This window comes from Lysinibacillus sp. Bpr_S20 (assembly GCF_023337835.1).
In the GTDB taxonomy this organism is placed as follows: Bacteria; Bacillota; Bacilli; order Bacillales_A; family Planococcaceae; genus Lysinibacillus.
The window spans coordinates 765,068-780,591 of record NZ_JALNLQ010000001.1; the positions used below are offsets into that span (position 1 = coordinate 765,068).

Below are 15,524 nucleotides of genomic sequence, written 5' to 3' on the forward strand. Positions count from 1 at the left end.
GGGTGATAAATCCAAAAAGTTGGACGATAAATCTAAAAAGTTAGGCGATAAACTGAAAAAGTTGAGCGATAAAACAAAAATATAACTCGATAAAATAAAAGCAGACCCTCTGCTACTTAAGATGGTCTGCTTTCATGTTTAAATATCAATCATTTCATTCGCTAATTTCTTACGGCTAATCCAGTATCCTTGGAGTGTAAAGACAATGAGTGTCGCGGCTAAAAATACGATACACGTAACTCCTAATGTTACGAAGTCATAAGATCCTTCGTCAATCGTGAACATTAATTTTGTTACTAGAAGTCCAAGAAATGTCCCAACAGCCAGTCCATAAAGTACAAAGGATAACACTTGCGTCAAAATCAGCTTGATTAATCCTCGCGGTGAAAGACCAATAAGCCGCTGAATCGCATAATCAGCACGTTTTGAGTAAATGGAATGAAGCAGTGTTTGTAATACGCCGAGACAAGTAGCAGAAATTAAAATAACAAAGACACCAACAAAAAGGCTCCAGCGTTGGAAGGTCATTTCATCGTTTTGCTTGATAAATGTCTCTTTATCAGTAATTTTTAAAGCTGGCCACCGCTCTTGTAAGTATGTGAGATCAGCCAATGCCTGCTCTGTATCATCTGCTTCCACCATGATGTCAGTAATGATAGTTGAATCGGAAGATACTGTAAAAGAGGACCAATCCACAAATAAATCTATATATTCTTTATAAGAATCAAGAGCTATATCAATTACGAGCAATTCACCAATCGGCACATTTTGTTGAAGACTTTCGTTAAATATCCCTGCCGTTATGTGATCACCAACTGCTAATTGATGTTTTTTAGCAAATCTTTCTGTAATGATTACTCCATTTTTTAAATCTCCTTTAACAGCATCAAGCTTTTTTAACTGGACGTATTTTTCGACATCAATGGCCTCAAAGTTACTACCGTCCCAGTCATTTTCGCCTGCAAGCGTTATCCAAGGTGCATTACTTCGTGCATAGGCATAGTCCACACTCGGCAATGTCTCAATTTCTTTAACTAGAGCAGGTGTAATAGTTGGATCATTTAATTCATTTTCAATTTTAATCGATGCTTCATATTGAAAATTAATATACTTATTTGTGCCTTCCTGAACTGATTTAAATAAAGAGCTACCGAATATTAAAATGACCATTAACCCGATAATGCTTAGTATAATCGGCATATTTCTTCGTACCTGTGGCATGAGCTGCTGACAGGCTAAGTATGCTTCTTTGCCGAGTACAGTACGAATGGGCTTCAATGAAATTTTGAATAGTGCCGTAAAGAGGTATGGCATTATATAAAGGAAAATTCCACTGACAAGCAATGTGCCGATTAAAATCATGAGTGCACCTTCCCCACTATTCTTTCCGACTTTATAAGCATTCAAAAACAAAAATAGGGATATAACTGCAACCCCACTCACAACAATCGTTTTCCATTTTGCCCATCGTAAACTTAAATTTTCATTCTCAGTTGCGATTTGTAAAGGTAATAGACTAGAGCTTTTATGGACTTGCCACTGCGTGATTAGCTGGAGCAATAAAAAGCTTCCAATAGCAATCACCAATACAAAGATCATCGGTAAATCAGTTTTTGCATCGGGCATTTTCATCAGGCTAATGAGTTGAGGTAGCCAACTTTTTATCACCAATAAACTGACTGCTGTCCCTAGCAATACACCGAAGCTGATGATTAAAGATAATTGCAATTGTACTATGCGTTTTACTTGCTTAGTGGATGCGCCAAGTGCACGTAATACCATAAGCTGTTCTTTAATTTTGTAAAATAATAGCTGGAACGTTGATAGAAGTAAGACACTAGAAATAAGTAAGATAAAGAATGACAATACAATTATAAAAATTATTAATGCTTGTAAATTTCTCTTAATTTCATCATAGTCACTCATAACATCTACACGTAATGTTTCATCAAGTTGTTTCAAATCTGAACCAACAGCTGAAGCCAGATTATCTTCTGTTTTAATGAGTGCAAACATACCGGCTGTTTGTGCATCACTATTATCCATCCAAGTTTTCAACTCATTATTTTGCATAAGGATAAAATTAGGACTATCTGTACCTTTAAGGGGTGGAAGGATTTCTTGTATTGTAAAGCTACCTGTATTTGCTTCAACAGAGTCTCCAACCGTTTTATTGAAAGTAACGTTTAGCGTATCGCCGACCTCTTTGTGGAAAAGACGTGCCACATTTTCAGCAATCACAACTTCGTTCGGGCCAAGATCGATATTAAAATGATAGCGGCTTTTCACTAAGTCATCGTTTTCAACACCAACAGTATAAAATGATGTATTTTTCTCATTTTCAACAGTTGTTTGAGCTAGTGACACACTCGAAACGTTTGTAACACCAGGCATTTCCTCGAAATTTTTGATTTGCTCCGTAGTTAATAGCCTATGTTGCTCGGGATTATAGCCGACCATTAAATCCATATCGCCATATAATGCTTGTATTTCTTCTTTCATTTGACTATGGGCATTCCATATGTAAACACTCATTGTCATGACAAGACAAATGGAAATGGTGATAATACTAATACTCGTTAAGACATTGGCCCATGCTGCACGAAATAGCTTCAGCGCAATGGTACGCATCTTAAACATTACACATCACCTCTAGTAATCAGCTTGAACTTCGCTAAAATACAATCTAGATCCTCAGCTGTTTGCGTATTTTGATAGGAATCCACAATGGCACCATCGTGGAAGAATAATACGCGATTTGCATAAGTAGCCACATAAGGATCATGTGTCACGAGTAACATGGTTTGATTCATATTTTTTTGCAACACTACTAACAGCTCTAAAATTTCATCTGTCGTATTCACATCTAATGCACCCGTCGGCTCATCAGCCAGCAATATTGGTGGATTTGCAATGATGGCGCGAGCTATAGCCACTCGTTGCTTTTGACCACCAGAAAGTTCATTTGGTCGATGTTTTGCCCAGGCGGCAATATTTAGCTTTTCCATCATTTGCTGCACACGCTCTTTGATCTCTTTACTTGGCACATCATTGAGGATAAGGGGGAGCGCAATATTATCTTCAACTGATAAATCCTTTAACAAATGGAAGGATTGAAAGATAAAGCCGATATTCTCTTTGCGGAATTTCGATGCTTTTGGCTCTTGATAAATATCATGCGCTTCCTTTCCAAATAAGAATAACGCCCCTTCAGTCGGTTCATCGATGGCGCTAATCATATTGAGTAGTGTGCTTTTACCAGAACCGCTCGTCCCCATAATGGCCACCATTTCACCTTGATAAATTGTACAATGGATATTTTTCAATGCATTGACCGTATGATGCTTTTGTTGAAAGATTTTTGACATCCCTTCGATGCGTAACACTTCTGTTAATCGTCCTCCGGGAATTGGAATCGCATTAATAACTCCTTTCAACGGATTGAACCCATTCATCTATATATGCCCCCTTTAATTGTTGTCGTAAAGCTTGTAAGCCTCTGCGAATATGCGTTTTCACAGTACCCTCAGGACATTGTAAAATCATTGCAATATCTTTTACCGAGTAGTCTTGATAAAAACGTAATAGTAAAACCGTTTTGTATTTTTCCTCTAGCTCGCAGAGAGAATGCCATAAATCAAGTTCTTCTTCGATATATGTAGGTGATGTACTATTGAGATCCTCTAATGTATGTGGCTCTACAAGCTGTACCGAGTTTTTCTTGGCAAGATAGGTTTTACAGCAATTTATCATAATGCGTGTTAACCAAGTAGAAAAATATTGAGGCTCGTTTAATTTAGGTAAGCCCTCATAAGCACGGATAATGGTTTGTTGAAAAACTTCTACGGCGTCATTTTCATTTTGGACATAAACATAAGCCATTCGATATAACTTATCTTGCTCCTGCTCAATAAGCTGGTAAAAGGCTTGCTCATCTCCGTTTTGTGCTAACCGTATGAATGATTCTTGCTTTGTAGTAATGAAAATCGCCTCCTTCCGACTATTAGACTTGGCAAACTATCATTTCGATTCAACTTTTTTTATTTTATGGAAAATTAGTGGGGCATCACCAAAAACAGGAGATTACATTTGCTAAAGCTAAACATTGAAAGTTGATCTTCATTCCAATTGAGCGACTCATCAGACGCCTACAGGAAGCGCTCTGTCGTGAGGGAAATCAACCCTACTTTATGCTGTTGTTACAATTTAACAGGTGAAATACAATTTCTGCTTAAAAATGATTTGTTGCTATAATACCATTGATTGGTGGAAGTGATTAGGTTTAGAAGGAATAACTAAAAATACTAGACGCCTTTTAGAATAAAGTACAAGATGAAACAAACTGCTGTACATAAGGTTCGTATTTTAGGTCTCCTTTTAGAAAAAAATAAAAAAATAGTGAAGGAATCCACCTACCTTTAATAGAAGGTCATATAGACACAAAAATAAAGGGGGGATTCGTTGCGATTAACGAAAGGGATTTCAGGTTTTGATGCAGACCATCTCATTGAACAGGATATGCGATCTTTCCAGTCGATGGTTTATCATTTAGTGACAAGTGAACAACGAGCAAAAGCTATACAATTTATTGACCAGCCTCATGTTGTTTATATGCAAGCAGTGATTCAACTGGGGGATGAACGTTTGACGATTATTCATCATAGGCTAATGCCTTATATTGCGTTTGCTAAGTTCGATGAAGAGCTAAGCTTTCAATTTATTACGAAAGCTCACTTACACAAATATTTTCCGATGCGTAAATGCCTTACAGCCGATACCCTAAACACATTGTTGACGCAGGATAAGGAGCTACACAGTTTATCCGAGGTGGAGTGGAAATATATTTCACGCTTTAACAGTAAAACAATCGGAGAGGTTATGTTTAATTATTGGGATTAATATTTAAATAGAAGGAACAGCATATTTTTTATGACTGTTCCTTTTTTATGTGTGATAAAAGCACTATGTTGATTTTTTGGGTAGTTCATCTGTTTTATTTTCCGTAGTGTATAATCTGCTATAAATTACATAAAAATTAGCTAGTTATTTCATTTAATGTAGAAAAAATTCCTGATACATCCAAGTTCTTCATCAAAATGGTAGATTACTAATGGTATTCAAATTATGACAAAGCAAATTTAGGTTTGTATTGGAAAATAAGGAGAATTTGAAATGAATTTTAAGTCCATTAGTAAAAGAATTGTTTTTTCCTTCAGTATTGTTGTAGCAGTAGTGGTTTTATACATTGGTTATAATTTTTATGCAGTCAAGCAAAGTAACAGCGCAACGGAACAAATAATTGATGAAGAATTGCAATTACTCATTTCAGATTATGAGGAAGCCCAGACGATAGGGCTAAGAATTGCGGCAGCTAGAGGATATATACTTTCTGGTGATGAAAAGTATAAGAAAATTTTTGAAGATAATGTTAAGCTTGCTGAAGAGAATGAGAAACTACGTTCAGCGGTATCAGAGTCGGGTGATTTCAGCAAATTTGCGGAAATGGCTAAAGAATGGAGTAGTTTTGTAGAAAAAGAAGTATTTACTGTTTATGATCAAGGCCAGATTGACCAAGCAACAAAAAATTTAGCAACTATGAGTGATGAGGCGACGGAAATACGTGAAGGCTTTGAGGGGTTAGCAGAGCATCGTAAGCAATCGATTAATGCAACTGGTGCAGACATTATTAGTGCAGGCGAGACGAAGCAGCTAACAGGCATCATCGTCGGTGTTGTAATTGTTATTGTTGCCATTATCATTGCATTGTTAAGTGCTAGATTAATCTCAAGACCAATTATCGCTGTGACAAATCGTATGCAACGAATTACTGAAGGTGATTTAAGTGAACCTGCACTTGTTGTGAAATCAAAAGATGAGGTAGGACAACTGACAGAAGCGACTAATACGATGTCCGATATTTTAAATCGTTTATTAAAGCAAATTCAAACAGTATCCAATGACGTAGCTGCGCATAGTGAAGAACTTATGCAATCAGCGACAGAGGTGAAAACTGGTACGGAACAAATTGTCGACACAGTTACTGAAATCGCGAGTGGTACAGAAGTACAGGCAAGTAATGCATCAGATGTAGCTACAACGATGACAGAATTTACCACTAAAATGACGGATGTTAGTAATAGTAGTACGGATGTTCAGCAATATTCCCAAAATGTCATGGCTTTAACGAAAGAGGGCCAAGGTTTAATGGACGCATCTACTGCACAAATGACATCCATTCATCATATTGTGAAGGATGCTGTTGATAAGGTAGATGAACTAAGTAAACAAACACAAGAAATTTCAAAAATCGTAGCTGTGATTCAGGACATTGCTGCACAAACGAATTTACTAGCACTGAATGCAGCCATTGAAGCGGCTCGCGCAGGGGAGCAGGGTAAAGGATTTGCGGTCGTCGCAGATGAAGTACGTAAACTCGCCGAACAAGTAGCTGTCTCAGTAGACGATATAACAGGAATTGTCCATAAAATTCATCATGATTCTGACACGGTGACAACCTCACTAGAAACTGGCTATCAAGAGGTTGAAAAAGGTACGGCTCAAATCGCATCTACAAATGAAACGTTCAACCAGATTGCAGAGGCTGTTTACTCCATGTCAACGAATATTGATAGCATGACGGCAAAGCTAGAAGAGGTAGTACAAAATACGGTTACGATTAATAAGTCTGTGGACGAAATTGCTGCTGTATCAGAACAATCCGCTGCAGGCATACAAGAAACTTCAGCAACGATCGAACAAGCAGCAAGCTCTATGGACGAAATCAAACATAGTTCAGCCAATTTAGCTAGCATGGCAGAAAATCTAAACGACCTTGTTGGAAAGTTTAAATTGTAATTAAAATTATTAACTAGTACTGTTTGTAGTAGTTACAAGAGAATAAAAACGGTTAAACCAGCAATTGACGAGGAAATCGTGATTGCTGGTTTTATTTTGGAGTTTAGAAAAAAACAGCTTTAACTTCTTAGCAAAACGTTTTGCGGTATAAATAATTTATACAAAATTGAATAACAGGAAGTTCAATGGGGATATAAATAAAATAAAACCGACAAATGATTTCATGAATTTTATGAAATAGCTTTGTTAAGGAGTGTGGAGATGGCGACACTTGTTGTAAAGAGAAGTATTATGCACCGTTACCAAAGTATCGGGCAGGCGATTGAAGAGGCAGAGCCGGGAGATTTTATTGAAATTCGGGATGGGATTTATGAAGAAAGCTTTGAAATTGCCAAAAGGCTGACGCTTTATGGAGTGGGGAATGTGACGATTAAAGGTGGCGTATTTATTCGCTATCAGACACTTGCGAGTATGCGAAATCTACGTTTTACACAAGGACAGGGTATTTATGTAAAGGGAGATTTACAGCTAGAAAACTGTGTTATTGAGCAGCAAATGGTGCAAACACAAGTGACCGTTAGCTTCGGAAGTCTCATGATGAAAAATGTTGATATTTTGGCGAGCCCTGTTAATCACTTTGGCATAAATATTGATAATGGTTCAAGCGTTATATTAGTGGATACGACGATCCAGCATCATGTAAAGGCCCAAATTAATGTTAGAAATAGTGAAATTGCATTGACTAATTGTATGTTGTTGGAAGGGCGCAAGAATGGAATTTATGCACGACAGGATGTCAAAATGGAACTTGTGGATTGTGAAATTCATGGGCATCAACAAGCACAAATTGTTGCAGCCTCCAGCACGATTGCTATGACTAATACACTTATTCATCAAGGGCAAGATGTAGGGATACAAGTTTTCGATCGCTCGAAACTAACGATAGATGGCTGTGAAATCAAGCAACATCAAGATACGCAATTGGTTGTTCATCAAAGTGAGTTGTGGGTGACGGATGCTATCTTTTCTGAAGGAGCAGGGAACGGCCTTTATCTTGGAGAGAGCTCTAAGGCGATGTTGTACGATTGTCAAATTCATCGACATGCGAAGTCGCAATTTTTAATTGATAATAGTAAAGCGGAATTTCGTACTTGTAGGATAGATGATGGGAAGGCGACAGGACTTACAATTGTCAACGAAGCCGATGTATCGATGACAGAATGTAATCTTCAAGAACACCCTCAATTTCACTTTATTGTCGACTCAAGTGGACTAAAGCTCAATCAGTGTATCATTCAGTTTGGGCAGGCGGGTGGTATTTATGGCAATGATCACGCCAAGATTACAATTCACAATACAACCATTCGAGAGCTCAAAAGTCATCATATTTATATCAATAAGGCGCGACTCTTTACTGACAATTGTGATTTTGAACATATTAGCGGGAATGCGATTACTTGTATTGATGCTATTTTTGAAGTAGCGAATAGTAAATTTAACAATTGTTATGAAGGCCCTTATGCAATAGTCTGGTCTGATAAGTCAATGGGGCGCATTGAGCATTGTACAATTGATCAAGCAGAACGTCCATTTTTAGCAATGTCCAATCAATCGTTACTTGAGATGGTGCACACAGATTTAACGGTTGTAAAAACACCGGCGATTGTTCAGGGGAAGAGTCAGTTATTCATCGTGGGCTATACTAACAAGACAAAATGGAAGAAGGATGCAACGTCGAGAATAGTTCATTTGTCAGTCAATACTAGTGACAAGACAAAAGGCGTCATTTTAAAAGAATTAGATGCTTAAATCCAAAATTCGAATGAATTATCAGTATGGAATTTACAAAAACTTAACAAAGTATTACGAGGAATCATATTAATAAAAACAGTGTTGGAACCGAATAAAAGACTAGGATAAGTAGTTTCAATTTTATTTTGAAATTACTTTTTTAATGGGATAAGCGCTGTCATACGAAAGGGTGTATAATGAAGATGACTACAAATAAAGACATTTACTGTCATTGCTCATAGCAGTTTTGTAAACGGTTTCTTATAGTGATTTTTAGGAGGTAGCACAGAATGCTAAAATTCGACAAAAGTGTTTATTGTTTTTATAATAGAGTTAATGAATACCAAGAAATCAATATAGGTACCCCATTGAAAAGTATTATTAAATAACAATCATTTTTTACAGTGGTTAAAATTTTATTACATTTCAACAGATTTTGGATTGATTAAATTCTATGTGTTATCCTATAATCAGTGGAAATAGGCCATAGAATGGTTGGATGAGTTTGCTGTTTGAGAAAAGTGAATAATGATTATGAAATAATAATTGGAGGTGAATAAATATGTTTGGGCTTTCGAAAGAAGAAATTATGTTATTGCTTGAGAAGGTAGGATTAGAAGAAAAGCAAAAAAAAGCAATTGCGAACATCATGTATCTTAATAATGAGCGAATTGAACAACAACTTGCATTTATTATCCACCTAGTAATGGACGAGCGCGAAAGAAACATTTCAGCCAATACATATTTAAATTAATAAATATTACATATCTTTTAATATCTAAAATAAAAGGACTTTTATGATTTGTGTTCCTGTTATAGATCCTTTATTTATCGAAAAAATAAAAATCACAAGTGTGTAAAAAAGCACTTGTGATTTTTTTCTTTTTTTAAATACTAACTATATCTATACACTCGCAAGCTTATAAAATCTTAATTTATTATAGTATCATCAATCGAATTCTTTTTATAATTCCTTCGTAAAACAAATAATTCGATTTGCCTCGGAGAAACCTAATTTAAGATGGACTGCTAAACTTTCGAGATTTTGTATTTCACAATCACTCGCGAATTCTGTACATCCCTTATGTTTAGCCCAATGTTCACAACTCTCAATCAGAAACTTTGCAAAGCCTTTCTGTCGATATTGTTCTTTTACGAAGAGTCCTTCTAAATAGCCGACTGGGCTTGAGTGTGTACCTTCAACATAATCTGTTCGAAGTTGACATTGCGCAAAACCGACTGCTTCATCATCCACATAGGCAAGGAAAATCGTAGCGTTTTCAGCATTTATGAGTTGCCCCAACTCCTCTTTAAATTCATCTAGCGTATGATTTGGCCAGAGTTGTAGTGCTAAAAAGGCTGCTGTTTGAACATCTTCTATATTGGCTTGTTTAATCATATTGAGTCTCCTTTTTTAAAATGGTAAAAATTGAAACTTTTGAATTTTTTAAACGTAAAAATATTAGATATAAAAATACAGGGAGGTTTATATTTTTCAGCAAACATTAATGACCTGATAAAAAGAGCTGAAAATCAAATGTCCCTATCCTTTATATTAGGAATGAATTTGAGCGAAAGCAATAATTCACTGTAAATAAGCAGGAAATTTTTGAAAGTGAAAATAACAAAGAGGCGGTTTTGATATGACGCTTTTACAACGATTAATTGAGCAAGCTAAGAAGCCAAGAGGATTCGTGGGATCTTTGATGTTAAGAATTATGAATAAGGCACATAGTGGTATGAATACTTGGCTAATTAGACAAGAAGTAATAAATGATGGCGATATTGTATTAGATATTGGATGTGGGGGTGGAAAAACACTACATTCCTTATCGAAAATTAATCCAGGTGGTAAAATATATGGTATAGACTTTTCTGAGCAATCTGTTAAAGACTCCATCAAAACAAATCAAATGGATGTAGAAAATGGAAAAGTAATCGTGACACAAGCTAGTGTTTCAAATATTCCATATGCAGATCAGTTTTTCGATACGATTACAGCGTTCCAAACGCATTATTTTTGGCCAGACTTAGCAAATGATGTGAAGGAAGTTTTTAGGGTGTTGAAGGAGGATGGGAAGTTTATCATCATTTCAGAACTTTATAAAATTAATTATCATATGAAAGCATATAAAACAAAACCTGAAATCAAGCAGCTGTTTGAACGTGCTGGGTTTAAAACCGTTACGATTAAAGAAAACACGCAAAAAGGTTGGCTTTGCATAACAGGCATTAAATAATACATAGAAAAAGGAGGATGTTTAAATGACAAGATGTGAATGGGTCAAGCTAGATGAACCTTTATATGTTGACTATCATGATAAGGAGTGGGGGATTCCCGTCTATGATGATCAGCATTTATTTGAGATGCTCTGTCTAGAAGGGGCGCAGGCTGGACTTAGCTGGTGGACAATTCTACAAAAAAGAGAGGGCTACCGGGCAGCTTTTGACCAATTTGATGCTTCGAAAATTATTCTCTATTCTGAGGACAAATTACAGGAGCTTCGTCAGGATCGACGCATCGTTCGTAATAAGCTTAAAATTGCTAGTGTTGTGACGAATGCTAGGGCCTTTCTAGAGATACAAAAGAAATATGGTTCTTTCTCTGAATATATTTGGAGCTTTGTAGATCATCAGCCGATCATTAATGAATGGTCGTCCATAGCAGATGTACCTGCTACAACAGAAATTAGTGAACGGATGAGCAAGCAATTAAAAAAAGATGGCTTTAAATTTGTTGGTAGTACGATTTGCTATTCATTTATGCAGGCAACAGGGATGGTGAATGATCATGTTGTCGATTGTTTTTGTCGTGGTGGGGGGATAGCCAATGAAAATTGATGAAATTAAAGCTCAAATAGTAAGGCAAGCAACGATCTTTGAAACAGGTGGAGTTAGACCTACATATGATCTACTCGAAAGCTGGATTGGCAGTGTAAGATGGTCATTACCAGGGGAACATTTGACTCAGGGATTTCAGCCACTTGCAACATTGTTTTTAACGGACCTTCCTTTTGTGCCCAAATCCCTGCAGCATATTGAACTGCTAACATTATGTATTCATGAAGAAATATTTGATCATTTAATAGAAGATGATCTTAGCCGTTTTTTCGAAATAAGAGCATATACTTCCTTAGAAGGGTTGATCCAGAAAGACTGGCAGCATGATCGCATTCGTGCTTTCCCTCTGATTCCAAAACTTATTGAAAATGATTATCCGACATGGGATGGAGGAGGGATTCCATCTGAAGTGGAGGATGAAATTTTGAGGTTAGAGCACGAGGAGGATGTTGAGTACTTCGATGATATCGTAGAGGAAATATACGCAATTCATAAAATAGGTGGCTATCCAGCTTTTTGCCAAAGTGGTCATGATTATGGAGATGATTTTCCGTTTGTATTACAGATTGCCTCTGATGAGAAAGCGTATTTCAATATCATCGATAACGGAAATTTCTATTTCTTTTTTAATTCAACGTTAAATGAGTGGCGCGTTCATTGTGATTTTTATTAGCCGTAAAAGGGACATCTATGGATGACATGATTAGGAGGAATGAAGATGAGAAGGCATACTTCCGACATAAGAAAAGTTAAGAGGGTGAAGAAAATGGAAAATAAAACAGTTATTAAGAACGGTATTAGTTTTGGCTCGGTATTAGCCATTACTATTTCTTGGAGTGCCAATCATTCGATCATCTGGGCAATCATACATGGTTGTTTAAGTTGGTTGTATGTCATTTATTACGCAATAATAAGATAAAAAATAACAAATATGTGAAATCCTATCAAAGTAACGAAACATTGCATTGTATACATACAATAATGAATGTGTGCTACGTTCATAACTTTTGAGCAATTCGCATAAATAACTAAGTGCTCTTTTTTCAATGAAAAGCTCATATTAAGAAAGATTACAGACATCTTTCCATGTATCGTAGAAGAAAGGTTGATAGGATGACACATCAAGTGACCGCCACAAGCAATATTGATTTGAATGCTACAGGCGTTGATGAAATATTGCAAAATGTAGCGTTTATATTATCTACTTTCGTAATATCTTGCCCTTTTTACAGAGACTTTGGTTTAAAACTAGACACTCTTCCACCTTTTCAGCTTGTCAAAAGACGTAATACCGCACGTATTTTAGAAAGCATTCAACGTTTCGTGCCGCGAGCTATCGTCATAGATGTTGAGTATGTTGGGGATGCTTATGTAGGAAAATTAGAGCCTGTGGTGAAAGTCATCGTAAACGATTAAGGTGTATTTTACCATTAACTTCCATAAATTTGCCAGGCGGTCGATCAGGAAGTCTGGCAAATATGAAATTGAGGTTTTCAATGTGAGACCGGGAAAGTGGGATTCATTATTTAATATGATAAGCGTAGTCTATTAAAAAGATGAAATGGAGAGAATGTATGAGAGGGCTAATAAAAGGTCTTTTTATTTTATTTTCCGTAATAGTCATAACTGCAGCTTTGATTAAATATAATCAACCTTCATTTGAAAAACCCATTCAAAAAAATCCCGATACAAATTATAATGAAGAAATTAGTGAAAAATTACAAAATACAAATTTTACAAAAAAAATTATCGTAGCGTTACGAGCTGCTGGCTATTTTCCAGATAGTACGATTGGCTATTTAATTGAATCTCCAAACAATCAAGCAATTACTATACAATTACATAACTTAGATAAAATTGAAAAGAGTACGGAAAGCGAAATCCAACATATCGTCAACAGTATTGCGGAAACGAATGATCTTCAATTGTTTATCGTTACTATCAGACTTATTGATGTTCACTAACATCCTCAATATTGATAGAAAATTTGTGTGCTATAATCAAATGAAGAGGTGATCATGTTGAGGATTTTAGTTTTAGGTGCTACGGGGCGAGTGGGTAGCCACATTGTTTCCTTAGCGTTACAAGATGAACATAGCGTTACTGCTCTCGTTCGTCACCCAAATAAGTTAAAAATAAATGATGAAAATTTACATATTGTACAAGGGAATGTCTTAGAAAAACAAGATATAGAAAATATTATGACAAATGTTGATGTTGTCATTAGTGCGTTAAACACAGATGGCACAAGTACATTAACTGAAAGTATGCCGTTAATTCTTGACTCCATGGAAAAAGAGCGTGTGAACAGAATTATAACTGTTGGAACAGCTGGGATTCTACAAAGTCGACTGACACCAAGTATTTTACGTTATCAATCGAGCGAATCCAAAAGAAAATCAACTTTCGCAGCAGAAGAGCATCATAAAGTCTATCATTTATTGAAGGAATCAGTCACTGATTGGACAATCGTCTGTCCTACATACTTACCTGATGGTGAATATACGGGTACCTATCGTATCGAACGAGACTTTTTACCTGAAGGTGGGACAGAGATATCTGTAGCAGATACCGCGGAGTTTGTCTATAAACAAATTCATAGTAAAGAATTTGTGAAATCGCGTGTAGGCATTGCGTACTGATTTCAGAAGCGGATAATTTTGAAAAAGCCGATAAGGGTGGAAGTGCGTTAATCGAAATGATTAACGCTTTTTATTAAGGTGATTGATTAAGAAGGGTTTTCAGGATATTTATGGAATATGTACACGGAGAAAAGCAATGTTTGAAAGAAATTAAGGAGTGAAGAATATTTCAAATCGTAAAAGAAGTTTCCTTTATTTCGGTACTATCATTTTAGTATGTCTCGATTATGGTGTATTTCTATGGTTGTATCTTCAAGATATAATTGGTGGAATTTCTTATGTTGCAATACTATTCGTTCAGTTCATCGTCTTATTAATTGCTCGCATTTTGCTTAGAAAAAAGCTATATAAAAGAAAAATCACACTCGCTACTTTTATCATGTTCTTGGTGTTTAGTTTCGAAATACCTCTTATATTTTATGAAGGAACTTCGCATGTCGCATACATATACATAGAGCCATTACATGCCAAAGGTACTGACATCTATTTAATAGGGGTAAATAAAATAGAGTTTCAATTTATGGAGAATACACAATCCGTGGAAAATCTATTAAATAAACAGCAAGTTCCTTTTTTAAATGTAGATGAAATTACGAATTCAGTGCGTTATGAGAGCAAAAATCAGCAAATATTAAAATGGCTTCATCTCCAAGAAAATGAAGTAGTTCAAATGAAAGACAACGTAAATCATTATCTAGGTAAAGAAGATGAACGAATAAACGAATTTTTTAAGCAGGATCATATGGATGGCAATAGTGCTGGCTTAGGGCTTGCATTAACAGGACTCATTATGCGAGGCGATGTACAAAACGACGTACCCATTGCAGTGACTGGGGCAATAAGCGAAACAGGTGAGGTATTACCGATAGGGTTACTAAAGGAAAAAATACTAATCGCAGAAAAATCCAGTGTACCTTTCATGATTATTCCTACTAAAAATGCAGAAGAGGCAGCACAAATTCAAAAGGAGCATAATATCAACGTAAAAATTTTGGATGTGTCAAAAATCGATGAAGCTGTGCAATTAATTAATGAGATAAATAATCAAGCAAATGAATGAAATTTACGAAAGATGGCTATAAAAAAATCTACTTGCTTTCTTCTGATAAAGGCGTCAAATGATGTCTTTTTCTTTTTGCCCGGGTGTGAAGGGAATGAACATTGGGTATACCGTCACTCTGGACAATTTATCCGTCCCTTCGACAGATATATCCGTCGAATAGCCAAATCTTTCCGTCGTTCAGGCTGTAGTATCCGTCCCTTCCTGTCGGTACCGTCGCTCTCGCTAATCTATCCGTCCCTTCGACAGATATATCCGTCGCATAGCCACAACATTCCGTCGTTCAGGCAATTGTATCCGTCCCTTCCTGTCGGTACCGTCGCTCAGGTCAAACT

General features: G+C 36.2%; 16 protein-coding genes. 12 read left to right on the forward strand and 4 right to left on the reverse strand.

Features of this window, described 5'->3' with window-relative positions:
- Positions 1-138 precede the first annotated feature (138 nt).
- From MWJ95_RS03770 to MWJ95_RS03780, 3 genes are read right to left on the reverse strand one after another with little or no spacing between them, the layout of a single operon-like run.
- Positions 139-2,640, reverse strand: coding sequence for an ABC transporter permease (locus MWJ95_RS03770; RefSeq protein ID WP_249104368.1), 2,502 nt, complete (start codon positions 2,638-2,640; stop codon positions 139-141).
- A complete protein-coding gene (locus MWJ95_RS03775; protein ID WP_481817342.1) occupies positions 2,640-3,368 on the reverse strand; it encodes an ABC transporter ATP-binding protein in 729 nt (242 codons plus the stop codon). The genes MWJ95_RS03770 and MWJ95_RS03775 overlap by 1 nt, the downstream gene beginning before the upstream one ends.
- A gap of 52 nt (positions 3,369-3,420) precedes the next feature.
- Entirely contained in the window at positions 3,421-3,882 is a 462-nt protein-coding gene (locus tag MWJ95_RS03780) for a sigma-70 family RNA polymerase sigma factor (protein WP_283175702.1), read from the reverse strand.
- A gap of 579 nt (positions 3,883-4,461) precedes the next feature.
- Between MWJ95_RS03780 and MWJ95_RS03785 the strand changes: the two genes are divergently transcribed.
- The 4 genes from MWJ95_RS03785 to MWJ95_RS03800 all read left to right on the forward strand — a co-directional run bounded on the left by MWJ95_RS03785 (position 4,462) and on the right by MWJ95_RS03800 (position 9,400).
- Complete coding sequence (locus tag MWJ95_RS03785; RefSeq protein ID WP_249104371.1) at positions 4,462-4,899, forward strand: hypothetical protein; 438 nt, start codon at positions 4,462-4,464, stop codon at positions 4,897-4,899.
- A gap of 273 nt (positions 4,900-5,172) precedes the next feature.
- Positions 5,173-6,855, forward strand: a complete 1,683-nt coding sequence (locus tag MWJ95_RS03790) for a methyl-accepting chemotaxis protein (RefSeq protein WP_249104373.1) — start codon at positions 5,173-5,175, stop codon at positions 6,853-6,855.
- Positions 6,856-7,116: 261 nt separating this feature from the next.
- Positions 7,117-8,664 (forward strand): right-handed parallel beta-helix repeat-containing protein, encoded by a 1,548-nt coding sequence (locus MWJ95_RS03795; RefSeq protein WP_249104375.1) that lies wholly within the window; start codon positions 7,117-7,119, stop codon positions 8,662-8,664.
- Positions 8,665-9,208: 544 nt separating this feature from the next.
- Positions 9,209-9,400, forward strand: coding sequence for a hypothetical protein (locus MWJ95_RS03800; RefSeq protein ID WP_132358405.1), 192 nt, complete (start codon positions 9,209-9,211; stop codon positions 9,398-9,400).
- A 210-nt stretch (positions 9,401-9,610) separates the two neighbouring features.
- Here the strand turns inward: MWJ95_RS03800 and aac(6') are convergent, their stop codons facing one another.
- Complete coding sequence (gene aac(6') / locus MWJ95_RS03805) at positions 9,611-10,045, reverse strand: aminoglycoside 6'-N-acetyltransferase (RefSeq protein WP_249104378.1); 435 nt, start codon at positions 10,043-10,045, stop codon at positions 9,611-9,613.
- A 244-nt stretch (positions 10,046-10,289) separates the two neighbouring features.
- Here aac(6') and MWJ95_RS03810 point away from each other — a divergent pair, with 244 nt between their 5' ends.
- The 8 genes from MWJ95_RS03810 (at position 10,290) to MWJ95_RS24600 (ending at position 15,189) form a co-directional block, all read left to right on the forward strand.
- Positions 10,290-10,886 (forward strand): class I SAM-dependent methyltransferase, encoded by a 597-nt coding sequence (locus MWJ95_RS03810; RefSeq protein WP_249072381.1) that lies wholly within the window; start codon positions 10,290-10,292, stop codon positions 10,884-10,886.
- A 25-nt stretch (positions 10,887-10,911) separates the two neighbouring features.
- Positions 10,912-11,487: a DNA-3-methyladenine glycosylase I gene (locus tag MWJ95_RS03815; RefSeq protein ID WP_249104380.1), complete on the forward strand. Its 576-nt coding sequence runs from the start codon at positions 10,912-10,914 to the stop codon at positions 11,485-11,487.
- Positions 11,477-12,160, forward strand: coding sequence for a DUF1963 domain-containing protein (locus MWJ95_RS03820; protein WP_249104382.1), 684 nt, complete (start codon positions 11,477-11,479; stop codon positions 12,158-12,160). The genes MWJ95_RS03815 and MWJ95_RS03820 overlap by 11 nt, the downstream gene beginning before the upstream one ends.
- 45 nt (positions 12,161-12,205) lie before the next feature.
- The gene (locus MWJ95_RS03825) at positions 12,206-12,406 is read left to right on the forward strand and encodes a hypothetical protein (protein ID WP_249072384.1); all 201 of its coding nucleotides are present in this window, start codon (positions 12,206-12,208) and stop codon (positions 12,404-12,406) included.
- 194 nt (positions 12,407-12,600) lie between these two features.
- A complete protein-coding gene (locus tag MWJ95_RS03830; RefSeq protein ID WP_249072385.1) occupies positions 12,601-12,903 on the forward strand; it encodes a hypothetical protein in 303 nt (100 codons plus the stop codon).
- A 158-nt stretch (positions 12,904-13,061) separates the two neighbouring features.
- Positions 13,062-13,451, forward strand: a complete 390-nt coding sequence (locus MWJ95_RS03835; protein WP_249104384.1) for a hypothetical protein — start codon at positions 13,062-13,064, stop codon at positions 13,449-13,451.
- Between the two features lie 57 nt (positions 13,452-13,508).
- Positions 13,509-14,129: an NAD(P)-dependent oxidoreductase gene (locus MWJ95_RS03840; protein ID WP_249072387.1), complete on the forward strand. Its 621-nt coding sequence runs from the start codon at positions 13,509-13,511 to the stop codon at positions 14,127-14,129.
- A 157-nt stretch (positions 14,130-14,286) separates the two neighbouring features.
- Positions 14,287-15,189 (forward strand): S16 family serine protease, encoded by a 903-nt coding sequence (locus MWJ95_RS24600; RefSeq protein WP_249104386.1) that lies wholly within the window; start codon positions 14,287-14,289, stop codon positions 15,187-15,189.
- Positions 15,190-15,524: the final 335 nt, after the last annotated feature.

Excerpts from the sequence above, each read along its gene's own strand:
- MWJ95_RS03770 (WP_249104368.1), bottom strand. The coding sequence starts at position 2,640 with ATGTTTAAGATGCGTACCATTGCGCTGAAGCTATTTCGTGCAGCATGG.
- MWJ95_RS03835 (WP_249104384.1), top strand. The coding sequence starts at position 13,062 with ATGAGAGGGCTAATAAAAGGTCTTTTTATTTTATTTTCCGTAATAGTC.
- MWJ95_RS03830 (WP_249072385.1), top strand. The coding sequence starts at position 12,601 with ATGACACATCAAGTGACCGCCACAAGCAATATTGATTTGAATGCTACA.
- MWJ95_RS03810 (WP_249072381.1), top strand. The coding sequence starts at position 10,290 with ATGACGCTTTTACAACGATTAATTGAGCAAGCTAAGAAGCCAAGAGGA.
- MWJ95_RS03780 (WP_283175702.1), bottom strand. The coding sequence starts at position 3,882 with ATGGCTTATGTTTATGTCCAAAATGAAAATGACGCCGTAGAAGTTTTT.
- MWJ95_RS03825 (WP_249072384.1), top strand. The coding sequence starts at position 12,206 with ATGAGAAGGCATACTTCCGACATAAGAAAAGTTAAGAGGGTGAAGAAA.
- MWJ95_RS03775 (WP_481817342.1), bottom strand. The coding sequence starts at position 3,368 with ATGTCAAAAATCTTTCAACAAAAGCATCATACGGTCAATGCATTGAAA.
- MWJ95_RS03820 (WP_249104382.1), top strand. The coding sequence starts at position 11,477 with ATGAAAATTGATGAAATTAAAGCTCAAATAGTAAGGCAAGCAACGATC.
- MWJ95_RS03790 (WP_249104373.1), top strand. The coding sequence starts at position 5,173 with ATGAATTTTAAGTCCATTAGTAAAAGAATTGTTTTTTCCTTCAGTATT.
- MWJ95_RS03815 (WP_249104380.1), top strand. The coding sequence starts at position 10,912 with ATGACAAGATGTGAATGGGTCAAGCTAGATGAACCTTTATATGTTGAC.
- MWJ95_RS03795 (WP_249104375.1), top strand. The coding sequence starts at position 7,117 with ATGGCGACACTTGTTGTAAAGAGAAGTATTATGCACCGTTACCAAAGT.
- MWJ95_RS03800 (WP_132358405.1), top strand. The coding sequence starts at position 9,209 with ATGTTTGGGCTTTCGAAAGAAGAAATTATGTTATTGCTTGAGAAGGTA.